Source organism: Pseudomonas sp. 18173 (genome assembly GCF_050432945.1).
GTDB lineage: Bacteria > Pseudomonadota > Gammaproteobacteria > Pseudomonadales > Pseudomonadaceae > Aquipseudomonas.
This window is the reverse complement of the sequence record NZ_JBKFTN010000010.1, coordinates 130,535-144,486: the sequence shown is the minus strand read 5'-3', so window position 1 is coordinate 144,486 and position 13,952 is coordinate 130,535. Positions and strand designations below refer to the sequence as shown.

The window sequence follows — 13,952 nt, the reverse complement described above, 5'->3', positions numbered from 1 at the left end:
AACCGCTGCGCGTGTGATACGCACAGCCGCCACTGTAGCTCAAAAGCAAAAGATCGCCGCCTGTGGCGAAGCTGAAGTGAACGCGTTCCCCCTGTAGGAGCGAGCCTGCTCGCGATGGTCGTCAACGATGACGCTGGTCACCTGACACCCCTCGCGAGCAAGCTCGCTCCTACAGGCTTCTCCAAGTAACCCGCTGTCAGGGCGGAACCAATAGTGGCCATTACCACAACAATGGATATGTCCACCCTCCAAAAAAAACGGCCAACCCGAAACCCGGATCAGCCGTCATTCACTCACCCCATCAAACAGCAATCACGCACTCAGCGAATAAACCAACGCCGAAATCGCCACCAGCCCCACCGCCGTCACGAAGACATTGGACGCCTGACCACGATAACGCGCCATCGCCGGCACCTTGCGGATGGCGTACATCGGCATCAGGAACAGGATCGCCGCAATCACCGGACCACCCAGGGTCTCGATCATGCCGAGGATGCTCGGGTTCAACGTAGCGACGATCCAGCACACCACCAGCATGAACGCAGCGGTCATACGGTCCAGGGTCTTGGCGGACGGACGCTTGCCGCTCTTGACGATCAAGCCTTTGAGGCCTTCGCTGGCACCGATGTAGTGCCCCAGGAACGACTTGGAAATGGCCACGAAGGCAATCAACGGCGCCGCAAAGGCGATGGTTGGATTACTGAAGTGGTTGGCCAGGTACGACAGGATCGACAGGTTCTGCGCCTTGGCTTCCGCCAGTTGCGCTGGCGACAGGGTCAGCACGCAACTGAAGACGAAGAACAGCACCATCACCACCATCAGCAGGTGGGCGCGGGACAGGATCTGCGAGCTGCGCTCCTCGGCGTGCTCCCCGTAGCGACGCTTCTGGTCCACGGCGAACGCCGAAATGATCGGCGAATGGTTGAACGAGAACACCATCACCGGAATCGCCAGCCACAAGGTGTGCAGCAACGCCGAAGGCGCCGGCACATCGCTGGCGGTGGCCAGGATGCCGCCATTCCAGTGGGGAATCAGGTACACCGCCAAAAACAGCAGGGCGACGATGAACGGGTAGACCATCAGGCTCATGGCCTTGACGATCAGCTGCTCACCGCAACGCACCACCGCCAGCAGGCCGAGGATCAGCACCAGCGACAGCACGGCGCGCGGTGGCGGCATGATATGCAGTTGATGCTCGAGGAAGCTGCCCACGGTGTTGGTCAGGGCCACGCTGTAGATCAGCAGGATCGGGAAAATCGCGAAAAAGTACAGCAAGGTGATCAGCGCGCCGGCCTTGATGCCGAAATGCTCCTCCACCACCTCGGTGATGTCGGCGCCTTCGCGCCCGGACAGCACAAAACGAGTTAGCCCGCGGTGTGCGTAGAAGGTCATCGGGAACGCCAGCAACGCCAGGACCAGCAGCGGCCAGAATCCGCCCAGACCCGCGTTGATCGGTAAAAACAGGGTACCCGCACCAATCGCCGTGCCAAACAGGCCCAGCATCCAGGTGGTGTCTTGGCGATTCCAGCTCGAAAGCGTCGCGGGTGTTGCTGCTACATAGCGTTTGTTGACGCTATTGGCCTGATCATTCATCCGGTGGGATCTCCACATTCCGGTCACTTGCCACCCGGCCAGGACGCGTCGGAATACCCGACAGGCAGCGCCCGGCCGAAACAGGGGCGGCATTCTGGGGGATTAGTGAGCAGAAGCAAAGACTTAGGTGAGGGACGGTGGTACCAATTGAGCGAGAGTGAGCGACACATAACCTGTGGGAGCGGGCTTGCCCGCGAAAGCGGTGTGTCAGTCACATCCATGATGAATGTGCCGCCGCCTTCGCGGGCAAGCCCGCTCCCACAGGTTTCTACGTTACTTTCAGGATCTTCATCGGCATTTCATCAGCAAGTACCAATCCTTACTTGATAAAGGTTAAACGTCATGTATTTTTAACTGACCTGTATCTTTCCGGAGTCTTCCCATGCCACTGGTTCGCGTCGACATCAAAAAACATCAGGACCCCACCCACGCCAAGCGCATCGGCCAATTGATCTATGCCGCCATGCGCCAGACCATTGGCGTACCGGAACACGACAACTTCCAGATCCTGGCCGAACACGACGAACAGCATTTCATCTTTGATCCCGAGTATCTGGGCATCAATCGCACCGATAACCTGGTCGTCATCCAGATCACCCTCAATGAAGGGCGAACCCTGGAGCAGAAAAAACTCCTCTACAAGACCATCGCCGAAAGCCTTCATGCAGAGCTGGCCGTGCGCCTGGAGGACGTTTTCATCAATCTGGTGGAAGTGAAAAAAGAGAACTGGTCGTTCGGCAACGGGATTGCCCAATACGCCCTCTGATGTTCAACCTGTAGACCCGAGAGTGACCCATGCCCCGAGTTTCCCGCAAACAAGCCGACCTCAACCGCGAGATCATCGTCGAAGCCGCCACACGGTTGTTTCGCGAACGCGGATTGCACGGGATCAGTGTGGTCGATGTGATGGCCGCCGCGGGCCTGACCCACGGCGGCTTCTACGGGCACTTCGAATCCAGGGAAGCCCTGGCGCAAGAGGCCAGTGGCCGGGCTTTCAAGCAAGCCGCACAACGCTGGCAAGCGCGAGTGGCCGAGCATGACAGCAAGGACGCTGCCCGCCGCGCCGTGGTCGAACCGTACCTGTCCAACGAAAGCAGGGACAATCCGGGTGACAGCTGCCCGGTGGTGGCCTTTGCCGGGGACATGTGCCATGAGGCCGCCGAGAGCGGATTGCGCCAAACCTATTTGCAGGGCCTGAACAACCTGCTCGATGCCTACGGCTCGCTACTGGACGCAGAAGACAAGGCCGGTAAACGGCAGCAGGCACTGATGCAGTATTCGCTGATGTTTGGCGCACTGATGCTGTCCCGGGCCACCCGCGGCGACCCGCTGTCGGATGAAATTCTCGAGGCTGCCCGGGCCGTACTCACGCCGTCGAAGTAAAGTGAACTCGACCCACGCAATACTTCGCCAGCCCCTACACCGAGCGCGACGGCGAGCACACCGCGCTGCCCGCCATCGCTCAGGAACTGGCGCACGCGGCGATCACTGGTGGTTGCCAAGCGATCCTTGAATCAGCAATCTCAAGCGAAGTACGAGCCGTTTTTTCGATGCCCACAGGGAGCCAAGCATGCCTGTAACCGTTCTGGTACTGGTTGAAACCATCAATGATTACCTGCCTATCCTCGAACATCAGGGCTTCCACCTGATTCTGGCCCCGACGCCCGCCGAGCGCGCCGAAGCCATCGCCCGGCACGCCGGGCAGATCGACGCCGTCCTCACCCGTGGCCCATTGGGCCTGTATGCCGATGAAATCGCCGCGCTGCCCAACCTCAAGATCATCTGCGTGATCGGCGCCGGCTATGAACACGTCGACCTGCAGGCCGCCGCCGACCGGGGCATCACCGTCACCAATGGCGCCGGGGTCAACGCCTCGTCCGTCGCCGACCATGCCATGGCGCTGCTGCTGTCGCTGGTACGCGACGTGCCGCGCTGCGATGCCGCCGTACGGCGCGGCGAGTGGCCGAAGATCATGCGCCCTTCCCTCGCCGGCAAGCGCCTGGGCATCCTTGGCCTCGGCGCGGTCGGCATGGCCATCGCCAAACGCGCCGGTGCCGGTTTCGACATGAGCATCAGCTACCACAACCGCCAGCATCGCAGCGATGTGCCCTACACGTTCTGCTCGACCCCGACCGAACTGGCACGCGCCTCGGACTTCCTGATCGTCGCCACGCCCGGCGGCCTGGGCACCAAGCACCTGGTCAATCGCCAGGTGCTCGACGCGTTGGGTCCCAATGGGTTTATCGTCAACATCGCCCGAGCCAGCGTGATTGTCACCGCCGACCTGATCACCGCCCTGGAGCAACGCCGGATCGCTGGTGCCGCACTGGATGTGTTCGATGCCGAACCGAAGGTGCCGGATGTGCTCAAGACCCTGAGCAACGTGATCCTCACGCCCCATGTCGCCGGGTTGTCCCCGGAAGCCACCCAGGGCACCGTCGAACTGGTGGGCAAGAACCTCGTGGCGTTTTTCTCCCGGCAACCGGTGCTGACGCCGATTGCCTTGCCCATGCCGACCACGCCTTACTCGGTCACCGATTAAAGGACGCCCAACAGGGTCCAGAGTCGACGGGATTCGGCATCGGCCGAGATCAGTTCACCCAACAGTTCACTCAGCGGCTTGTTGCCCCACTCCACCCCTCTGCGAATCAAATAAGGGACAGGGCTGTGGGGCTCGGTACGCGTCAGGTACTCGGCAATCAACAGCAATTGCCGATAGGCCTCGTCGCGACTCGCCGGCTCGCGAAACACCTGGGGCGCGGATGGCATTGGTGCCAGCTCGGCCGACCCTGGCACCTGCGCGGCTGGCGGCTCGACCGCCCCCCCGGTCAACGGTCGTGGCTGCATGGCGATGAACTCCTGAACCAGTGTCAACAACGCTTCGATCACATCCTGCAGCCCCTTGAAGCCCGGTGACTGGGCGCCGAGGTAAGCATCACTCCAGGCTTCCAGCCGTTGCAGATGTTGCAGGCTCGCCATCAGGTTCTCCTGACGGTGCAGCCAGTGGGACAGAGGCGTGGTGCGGATCAGCTCGGTGAGTTTTTTCTGTTCGCCCCGTGCTGTTTCCGCCGCAGTTTTTGCCGCTTTGCTTTCGTTGACCAGTACCTGTTGCAGCTGTAATCGCCGCCACGCATCCAGACAGTAACCTTCGAATTCACCGTGACGCGGATCGAGCAACGGCACCCGCGTCAACAACACTTCGCTGTAGCGCCGCACCAGCCATTCCAGGGGAATGACCCGCCATGACTGGTCACCGTCTTCGGCCCGGGGATGAAGCTGCTCGGGGTAGCGCTCGCATAAGCCCGCGACCAGTGCGAGGCTGCCCGGCAACCCGTCCAGGCCGTCCTGATGCAACCAGGCTTCACCGAGCCAGGCGCACACCATCAGGTCTTTGCTGCGCTCAAGCAGCACAGTGGTGGCCAGCTTTTCCAGTTCGGGCCATTGCGCCCGCTTGATCGAAGACTGCCAGACCCCCGTCGGCAAGCTGGTGTCGTCCTCCCGGCGCAGTTCACGCGCCTGGTCAAACTCACGCTCGTAACGCAAATCCTCGCCGCAGGGCGCCTGTTCGCTGATCGGTTCGAGCAATCGGGCAATCAGCTCCGGCAACGGTGGTGAAGTCAGGTTCACAAGCCCTCCTCCTGAGTCATGACTGTCGCAGACGCGGTCGTTCTGGTTTGCATGAACGGTGAACGCGGGGCCCGGGTGGGCAGCGGCGCAATGGATAACGGCAATTTCGAGCCCTGGCTCATTAACGACAGGCGCACAAACATCTGTGTCTGCCCGGTCGCGCTGGTCTGTGCAGTCACCGGCAAGCGCAATGTCAGCGGAAAATCAGTGAAGTCCATGTTCGGCTGACGCTGCACCGACTGATGCGAGCGGATCAGGCGCAGCAACGACCACGGGCCGCTGTACTCCCAACCGGCTTCGAAGTCACGCACCATCAGGTTGGGCTGCAACGGATCATTGGCCGGGCGTTGCGAGCCGTTTCTGGCCCAGCGCAAAGTCAACCGGACGGGTTGGCCGACCATCCAGCGCAGATTCGGCTGCGGCTCGCCGGGGTAACTGATTTGTTGATTGCCGGCATTCAAACCCCAGGCGATCACTTGATCGGCGCCGCGCTCCTCCTCGCGATCGGTGCGCCAACGCACGTCCATTTCAACACCGAGGATGCCGCTCTTGTCCCGCACAAACAGCGGACCAAGCCAGGTGCTGGCCAGCTTCAAACGGTTGAGGAAATCCTCGGCAGCCAGACGCTCCGGCGTTTGGCTCTGCTGCAACCCGGCCTGCGCCACGGGCAGTCGTTTGTCGATCAGATCGAGGAAGTGCTGGACCCGGGCCGGATCGGCGTCGGTCGCCTGCACGCCATTGGCAAACGGGAAGCGCTCGGCCAGGTATTGATTGAAATAGCCGGCCAGGTCGTCCCATGCCGCCGCTGCCTGTTGCTGCTGCAAGAACTGACAGCGTTGCATCGCGCTCTGTTGCAGATCCAGGGCCCGCAGGGCCAAGGTCCCGCGCCCGCCCGACAAGCTGGCTGTCTGCAAAATCTGGCCGCAGGATGTGGCATCCATTTCAATGAAATCGCGGCTCACCAACTGCTCGATCTGGGCCGGCGAGCTGGCGGGATTCTGGTCCTTGTACTTGAGCAGTTCATCGTTGAGCGCGCTGAACTGCATGACGCGCTCGTAATCCAGTGCCGAGAGATTCTGTTGCTGGGTCTTCAACCACTCCAGCGCCGAGGTGCGCCGTTCGGTGATGCCGAGCATGGTGTTGAATTGCTGCTTGAGGCTGAGCTTCAAATCCTGCACATCGATGGCGCCGTACAGTTGCAGGCCAAGGTTTTTCGAGCCGTCCCACTGACTGATCTCGCTGCGCCCGCTGAACAACGGCTGCGCGGTAATCTCATCCAGACCGCTGGCCACCTGGGCTATGGCCCGGCGATTCAGCGCGTTTTGCACACGCATGGCCAAATCGCTGCGATGCACCTCGACGAAGGCTTTTTGCAAAGCCACGGCCTGCGGCGCCAGCACGTTGAACACACCGTCGGGCTGGGGTCGATCATTCTGATCCTTGAGACTCAACCACATGGCCTGGGCCGCCGCGCCCTCAGCCGCCTGAAGCAGCGCATCGCGATACGCCGGCGGAATGCGCGGCAGCTCCTCGGCGGCATAACTCTTGTAGCTGGCAAAATAGTTCAGCGCCGTACTCAGGTCATCGCCATCGACGTTCTGACCCTGAGCGGCACCGGCAGCCTGATCCGCACGCAAGGCGATGGCCACGAAATCGCGTTTGAACAGGGCCTGTACCGCGTTGTTCAACTGGTTGACGTGCACTTGCAAGGACAGTTGCCCGCTGCCTTGCTGGACCAGCAAGTTACCCCGCGCCCCCGCCTGGGCGATCCATTGATCACGAAAGCTTTGCTGCAGCCTGGACGCCTGCTGATCCAGCTGCTGCTCGACCTGCGGGCCGAGCAGGCTGCTCTGGCGCACCTTGTCCATCATCTCGCGATAACCTGGCACCAGGTCCTGGCCCTTGCCGCGACTCCAGGCCGAATTGGTCAGCCCGATCAGCGCTTGCAGGTCGTCGATCAGTGCGCGCAAGTCTTCGAGTTCCGCCAGGGAATTGCCGCTGCCGGCCTCCAGCCGCTCCAGATGCAGCTTGAGATAACCCGCCTGACGGACGAAGTTGTCGGCTAGAAAGTACTGGTCAAGCCAACGCTCCATGAGCCCGGAAAAGTTCTCCTCGATGACCGCACGCTCCATGACCAGGTCCAGCGGCTTCAGATCACCGCCATTGGCATCGAGCAACACCCGGTTGTAAAAACCTGCACGGTGCAACGTACCGGCATTGAGGTTCAGGGACAGGGCGTTATTGCTCAGCAACGCCAGATCTTCGAGCGGCGCCTTGGGGTTGTTCAGCGCTTGATTGAACCATTGATTCTGTTGTTCGAGGCGTACCGCGCGCTCCACCAGGTCCTTGGCCTTGACGTAGTTCTGCCATTGGGCCGGATCTTCGCTTTCGACGTTGCCACGTCGCTCGGTGTTGCGAATGGCCTTGAGTTGCACCAGTTGCGCCTTCAGCAAATCATGCAGCGGTTCCAGCATGTGGCCTTGGGCAGTCAAGCGCAGCTGGTCCTCCACTTGCCTGTCCAGCGACGAGAACCAGGAGGTGGGAAACACCACCGAGGTGAAGCTCCAGCGCGGAGCCTTTTCCAGGACCCGCCAGAACCCCTGAACGTTGCGCCGAGTCGACTCCAGCCGATGCGACTCATCGGTGACTGCAACGTAATTCTTCTGTGCGCCTTGCAGCAGACGCGACAGCTCATGAGCATCCTTGACCGAGTCCTGCCAGACCCAGAGCATGCTGGCGGCCCAGACCAGGCCGACCACCAGGGCCACCACACCGGTCAGTCGCTGCCAACGCTGACGCAGGCGCAGCAAGCGTGGCACCACCTGGGCCAGACCGCGCTCGGCAACCACCCGGCGTTGCCACAATTGCCGGGCAAACGCACTTTGCTGCAAGCCGTTGTCAAGCGCCGAGAGTTCGTCGGTGGCGTCTTGCGAAGGCTGGCTGGCGGTCAGGTACACCCCGCGAAAACGTGGTGCCTCGCCTTGGGCATTGCCCTGGAATACCGGTTCGAGAACGGTTTGCAGATGGCGCCTCAGGGCCTCGATCTGTTCCGGCAATCCAAACAGCTCGCCCTTGAGATGGCCGGACAACGCGCCGATTTCGATGATCGATTCCGACAGGGCACGATTCACCTGATCCAGCGCCTGATCACTCCATTGCGCCTGCCAGGCCGCGTCGGGGCCAAAGGGTGAAGACCAACCCAATGTGCGTTCGCGGGCTTCGACCGGGAGCGCCGAGATCAGCTCCTGAAAACCCGGCAGCTCTTCCATGCCGGTGATCACCACGTACACCGGCAGGCTCAGGCCAAACCGCTGCAACAGATCGATGAAGCGCCGGCGCGCTGCCAGACCGAGGCTCGCGGCCTGCTCGACATTGCCCAGGCAGCTGACCGGCACGGTCCAGATCACCCCGTCCAGTGGCCGTTTACTGCGCAAGCGCAGGATCAAGCTCAACAAGCGCCACCAGCCGCCGCGCTGAAGTTTCATGCCTTCATCGGGCAAGAACAACGCCTGTGGCACCACCAGCACCGCACCTTCGGGGTCCGACCACCAGCGCCCGAACCAGGCCGGTTTGTCCGTCGGTTGCAAGCGCCATTGGCTGCACAGCCGGGTGCCCTGGGTTTCGTCGCCGAGCATCAGTAACCATGGAATCTGGTAACGATCCTGAGCGCCTTGCTCCTGCTCCATATGGCGGACCGCGCTATAAAAACTGCGGATCGCCGCCCCGCTCTGGGTGCGCAACCACCATAGCGCCAGCGCGATGACCGCCAGCACCACCAACACGACGATGACCAGCCCGACGATCCCCAGCGTGCTCATGCGTCTTGCTCCGAGGTGACAACCGGGTCGGTCATCTGCAACACCGGGTCGAGCTCCTGGCGAATGTCACGCCAGAAGAACTGCCCCAGCCCGGTCAGAATCATGACCATGGCGAGTATGACCAGGCCAAGGCGAAAGCCATCCGGCAACGACTGCCGCACCGGCAACTGCACCGGTGGCACCGCCGAAGGCTGCGCAAGCCGGTCGCTGACATCGGCATACTCCGCATCGTGCTGCCAGGCAAACGCGAACAGCGCCAGGCGCAGTTTTTCATGCTGGGTCTGACTCTGCTCGCCGCGCAGCCGTCCTTCAAAGCCCAGCACCAGGCATTGCAAATAGACATTGGCGAGATCGCGGGTGGCGGGAATCTGCTCGTCCAGCAACGTTTTGATCGCCGCTGGCAGTTTTTCACCGGCCTGACGGCTGGCGTACATTCGCGATTCCAGCGGTTTTTCCTGCCAGGCGGACTGGCCCGGCCACGACGTGAACAACAGCGTTTCATCGATCAATGCGACATAGGCATAGACCAGTGCCTTGACCTGATCGGTCGCCGCTTCGCCAACCCGGGCGAAAGCCGTGCGCCACAGACGCTGGGAAATTTGCGTCGACAGGTCGACCACCGCCTCCACCAGCGCATCGTCGTCGCCGTCCCTGGGCAACTGGATCCACTCCCGGGACCATTGCAACCAGGCTTCGCGAAATGCACTGCTCAACGGTGCTTCGCGCAAGCTCCGTGTACCTGCCCCGGCATGCCCTTCAAACATACGACGCCCCTTCCTTGATCAGGCACCTTCACTGGCCTGGGCCACAAACAACACCACTTGCCATGGGCTGCTCGCAGGCTTGGCGGCCGGCGCGACTATCAGCAACGGCAATTGCCCGTCGAACCATTGACCATCGGCCGTCACCACAAACAGCCGCGTGTCATCGCCGACGCTGTAGGCCACTTGCTCGTTACGGCTCATCGCCTGATGGGGTAAACCGCTCATGCGCTGGCGACTGAGCAATGGCACATGCGGCGCCGAAGCGATGATCGCGCCGCTCAGCCATTCGCTGGCAGCCTGTTCGCTACTGCCATTGGGCATGCGCAAACCGATGACCAGGCGCTGGCTCGGCTGATCGTCCGGCAGTTGAATCGAAAAGCTCTGCTCACTGCGTTCAAACGGCAGGCTGCGATAGCCGGCGCGGATCAGTTCGAGGGTTCTTTCGAGCCAGTCCAGGACCGGTTCATAACCGCGCTGCAGCTCCAGGAAATCCAGTGGGGCGAACGGTGGAACCCCGGCCAAAGGATCCAGCGCCGACCAGGCACCCGCCAGCCCGAGCAACAAACCGTGCAATGCCTGCGGGGTGGCCAATCGGCTGTTCAGCGTACCCTCGACCTCCGGCAGGCGCGCCCAGAGCGCCGTCAGTTGTCGACGGATTTCCAGCGCATCGTCTTGATTGCCGGCCTGTTGCGCCTGGCGCAGGCGGCCGGCCAGGAACATGCATTTCTCCCGCGCTCTGGCGCACAGCCCGGCCACCCGGCGGCCCAACACCGACTCGGGCAGCAGGCACGGTGTGGGCGGTGTGTAGGGCAACGAAAGGAAACCACCACCCTCCTTGCGGACTTTGAGCAGTGGCAAACAGATGGAATCGGCCTTGTTCAGTTGCGTGCACAACCGCGGATTCGGACGCCACACCGTGATCGACTCGGGGTACTCGCCGCTGGTCAAATCCGGCAGCGCATCGCCGATCACCGATTGCAGCCGTCCCTTGAGCGGCAGCAATTGACCGGCACGCCATAAGGGGCTGACGGCCAGGTACACCGTGACCGTGGCGTTTTCCGACGCGTTGACCGCTTCGCTGACATCGAGCTCCAACGCCGGCCCGACACCCGCTTGCAGGTTGATTGGCAAACCGTCCGGCAGCGTCGCTTGCAGATCGAGCAACCGCACCAGCCCGGCACTCAATGCGCCGGGGTCGAACTCGACGCGGCTCACGCCCCAGAACCAGGGATTGCAGGCCTGGGCAAAATGCGCCACCAACGCCTCGGCTCGCAGCCCTTGCAACTGAAAATGCTGGGGCAGCAACTGCATGCCTTCGTGCCAGCAAACCGCGTCAGGTAACAGGCTCATACGACTCCCTTCGACGTCTACGTCACCGCGCAATCCAGCGGCCTGGCAATGTGTTCATTGCGGAGTATTGCTGACCAGCGTCATTTCGCGACTGTCGAACTTGAGCCAGGCATCGCTCTGGTCATCCAGCCGTAACCGGTGTGCTCCGGGAGTGTTATAGCTGGCGAAGACCAAAAGTCCAGTCGCCCGCTTGCCCCCCAACGGGAAGGGTTGTTTGTCGATGAACTGGCCGGGCACCAGCTCCAGCCCCCAGACCGTCATCAGTTGCCGGTAGTCGCGCTGGTACTGGTCGCGCTCGGCGAACCACTGCCGCGCCGTGATGCCCGACAACTGCTTGAGCAGATCCGGATCATTCACGGCGATGAAATCCACGGCAATCGGAGTGTCGTCGTTGGCCTTGGGAGCGACATCCAGGGTCAGGTTATCAAGGTCCACCCGTGGCCCGAAAAACGAGCACCCGGCGAGGGTGAGGAACAAGGCGAAAGCAAGAAAACGTGCAATCAAAATGAATTGTCCTTTTCTCGGGTCTGTCCAAAATTGTTTTCGCTTGCATTTTTATAGACCTGTTCTAGCGTCTTGGATAGTTCGGCCCCCCATGCCGAATGTGGAAGGTTTGTCAAAGGAACGACAGGTCCATCTGCCACCCTTTCTAACCTACGGTCCAGCAAGGGAAAGCGATGAACGGGCCTCCCGATGCATTGCGCCCGCTCATGCATCGGAGTCAGCCAACATGGCAGAAAGTACTCAGCACAAGCTCGACAGGGTCCGCCCACCCAGGGTGCAAATCACCTACGACGTCGAAATCGGCAACGCCATCGAGAAAAAAGAATTACCGCTGGTCGTCGGAATTCTGGCCGACCTGTCCGGTAAGCCGCTCGAGCCGCTTCCCAAGCTCAATGAGCGACGCTTCACCGAGATCGACCGCGACAACTTCAACGATGTGCTCGCCTCGATTGCGCCTCGCGCCACCTTGCAAGTCACCAACACCCTCACTGGCGATGACAGCAAGCTCAACATCGAACTCAACTTCAAGCACATCGACGACTTCGACCCGGTCAAGGTCGTCGAACAAGTGACCCCGCTGCGACGCCTGTTCGAAGCGCGTCAGCGTCTGCGCGACCTGCTGACCAAGCTCGACGGTAACGATGACCTGGACAAACTGCTGCGCGACGTCATCGCCAACACCGAAGGCCTGCAAGAGATCAAGTCTGCCCGTCCGGACACCGCCGCCCCCACAGGCGACAGCGAAGCACCGGCCGAACCGCAAGCCTGATCACTCATTCACTTAGGGAGACGTCGCCATGCCTGCTTCAGCCAGCGCCAACACCAGTGAAAGCACCACACAAAGCCTGTCCCTGCTTGACCGCATCATCGCCGAAGGCCGCATGGCCCATGACGATAGCCAGCAGGACTATGCCCGCGACATGCTCGCGGAGTTCGCCACCCAGGTTCTCGACGAAGGCATGGCCATCGACAAGGATACCGTGGCGATGATCAACGACCGCATCAGCCAGATCGATCAGTTGATCAGCGCGCAACTCAACGAGGTTTTGCACCACCCCGAGCTGCAGAAAATCGAAGCCTCCTGGCGCGGCCTGCACCTGTTGGTGCAAAACACCGAAACCAGTTCCCGGTTGAAATTGCGCCTGCTCAACGTCACCCAGAAAGAGCTGCAGAACGATCTGGAAAAGGCCGTCGAGTTCGACCAGAGCGCGCTGTTCAAGAAGATCTACGAAGAGGAATACGGCACCTTCGGTGGCCACCCGTTCAGCCTGCTCGTCGGCGACTACACCTTCGGCCGGCACCCGCAGGACATCGGCCTGCTGGAAAAACTGTCGAACGTCGCCGCCGCGGCCCACGCCCCGTTCATTGCCGCCGCCAGCCCGCGGTTGTTCGACATGAACAGCTTCACCGAACTGGCCGTGCCCCGTGACCTGTCGAAAGTGTTCGAGAGCCAGGAACTGATCAAGTGGCGCTCCTTCCGCGAAAGCGAAGACTCGCGCTACGTATCGCTGGTGCTGCCGCATTTCCTGCTGCGCTTGCCTTACGGCCCGGACACCTCGCCGGTGGAGGGCATCAATTACGTCGAGGACGTCAACGGCAGCGACCACGGCAAATACCTGTGGGGCAACGCCGCCTGGGCCTTGTCGCAGCGCATCACCGAAGCGTTCGCCAAATACGGTTGGTGCGCGGCGATCCGCGGGGCTGAAGGCGGCGGCGCGGTCGAAGGCTTGCCGGCCCACACCTTCCGCACCACCTCCGGCGACCTGTCGCTCAAGTGCCCGACCGAAGTGGCCATCACCGACCGTCGGGAAAAAGAGCTCAACGACCTGGGGTTCATCGCCCTGTGCCACAAGAAAAACAGCGACGTGGCCGTGTTCTTCGGCGGCCAGACCACCAACAAGTCCAAGCTCTACAACACCAACGAGGCCAACGCCAATGCGCGGATTTCGGCGATGTTGCCGTACGTGCTCGCGGCCTCGCGTTTCGCGCATTACCTGAAGGTGATCATGCGCGACAAGGTCGGCAGTTTCATGACCCGCGACAATGTGCAGACCTACCTCAACAACTGGATCGCCGACTACGTGCTGATCAACGACAACGCGCCGCAAGAGATCAAGGCGCAGTACCCGTTGCGTGAAGCCCGGGTCGATGTGACGGAGGTCGCGGGGAAACCGGGCGCCTACAAGGCCACGGTATTCCTGCGGCCACACTTCCAGCTTGAAGAGCTGACCGCCTCGATCCGCCTGGTGGCCACCCTGCCGCCACCGGTAGCCGCCTGACCTGCACTGCTCCCGTC

General features: G+C 61.6%; 11 protein-coding genes. 5 read left to right on the top strand and 6 right to left on the bottom strand.

The genetic code is table 11. The features are described from left to right. Nucleotides 1–312 precede the first annotated feature (312 nt). Nucleotides 313–1,593 (bottom strand): serine/threonine transporter, encoded by a 1,281-nt coding sequence (locus ACLD1X_RS13735; protein ID WP_429368408.1) that lies wholly within the window; start codon nucleotides 1,591–1,593, stop codon nucleotides 313–315. Nucleotides 1,594–1,975: 382 nt separating this feature from the next. Between ACLD1X_RS13735 and ACLD1X_RS13730 the strand changes: the two genes are divergently transcribed. The 3 genes from ACLD1X_RS13730 (at nucleotide 1,976) to ACLD1X_RS13720 (ending at nucleotide 4,135) form a co-directional block, all read left to right on the top strand. Continuing rightward, on the top strand, nucleotides 1,976–2,359 hold the full coding sequence (locus ACLD1X_RS13730; RefSeq protein WP_429368406.1) for a tautomerase family protein: 384 nt from the start codon (nucleotides 1,976–1,978) through the stop codon (nucleotides 2,357–2,359). A gap of 29 nt (nucleotides 2,360–2,388) precedes the next feature. After that, a complete protein-coding gene (locus tag ACLD1X_RS13725; protein ID WP_429368404.1) occupies nucleotides 2,389–2,976 on the top strand; it encodes a TetR/AcrR family transcriptional regulator in 588 nt (195 codons plus the stop codon). A gap of 187 nt (nucleotides 2,977–3,163) precedes the next feature. Then, nucleotides 3,164–4,135, top strand: coding sequence for a 2-hydroxyacid dehydrogenase (locus tag ACLD1X_RS13720; protein ID WP_429368402.1), 972 nt, complete (start codon nucleotides 3,164–3,166; stop codon nucleotides 4,133–4,135). Here ACLD1X_RS13720 and tssA read toward each other — a convergent pair. The 5 genes from tssA to ACLD1X_RS13695 are packed head-to-tail and all read right to left on the bottom strand — an operon-like array spanning nucleotide 4,132 to nucleotide 11,656. Further along, nucleotides 4,132–5,220 carry a type VI secretion system protein TssA gene (gene tssA, locus ACLD1X_RS13715; RefSeq protein ID WP_429368400.1) on the bottom strand — a complete coding sequence of 363 codons (1,089 nt, stop codon included), beginning with the start codon at nucleotides 5,218–5,220 and terminating at the stop codon, nucleotides 4,132–4,134. The genes ACLD1X_RS13720 and tssA overlap by 4 nt on opposite strands. Then, nucleotides 5,217–9,038, bottom strand: coding sequence for a type VI secretion system protein (locus tag ACLD1X_RS13710; RefSeq protein ID WP_429368398.1), 3,822 nt, complete (start codon nucleotides 9,036–9,038; stop codon nucleotides 5,217–5,219). The genes tssA and ACLD1X_RS13710 overlap by 4 nt, the downstream gene beginning before the upstream one ends. Continuing rightward, nucleotides 9,035–9,802 carry a DotU family type IV/VI secretion system protein gene (locus ACLD1X_RS13705; RefSeq protein ID WP_429368396.1) on the bottom strand — a complete coding sequence of 256 codons (768 nt, stop codon included), beginning with the start codon at nucleotides 9,800–9,802 and terminating at the stop codon, nucleotides 9,035–9,037. Before ACLD1X_RS13705 ends, ACLD1X_RS13710 begins: the two co-directional genes overlap by 4 nt. 18 nt (nucleotides 9,803–9,820) lie before the next feature. Continuing rightward, nucleotides 9,821–11,152 carry a type VI secretion system baseplate subunit TssK gene (tssK, locus tag ACLD1X_RS13700; protein WP_429368394.1) on the bottom strand — a complete coding sequence of 444 codons (1,332 nt, stop codon included), beginning with the start codon at nucleotides 11,150–11,152 and terminating at the stop codon, nucleotides 9,821–9,823. Between the two features lie 54 nt (nucleotides 11,153–11,206). Continuing rightward, nucleotides 11,207–11,656 carry a type VI secretion protein gene (locus ACLD1X_RS13695; RefSeq protein WP_429368392.1) on the bottom strand — a complete coding sequence of 150 codons (450 nt, stop codon included), beginning with the start codon at nucleotides 11,654–11,656 and terminating at the stop codon, nucleotides 11,207–11,209. Nucleotides 11,657–11,882: 226 nt separating this feature from the next. On the opposite strand from ACLD1X_RS13695, the gene tssB reads away from it, so the two are divergent. Further along, on the top strand, nucleotides 11,883–12,425 hold the full coding sequence (gene tssB / locus ACLD1X_RS13690; protein ID WP_429368390.1) for a type VI secretion system contractile sheath small subunit: 543 nt from the start codon (nucleotides 11,883–11,885) through the stop codon (nucleotides 12,423–12,425). 28 nt (nucleotides 12,426–12,453) lie between these two features. Further along, entirely contained in the window at nucleotides 12,454–13,935 is a 1,482-nt protein-coding gene (gene tssC / locus ACLD1X_RS13685) for a type VI secretion system contractile sheath large subunit (RefSeq protein WP_046037251.1), read from the top strand. Nucleotides 13,936–13,952 lie beyond the last annotated feature (17 nt).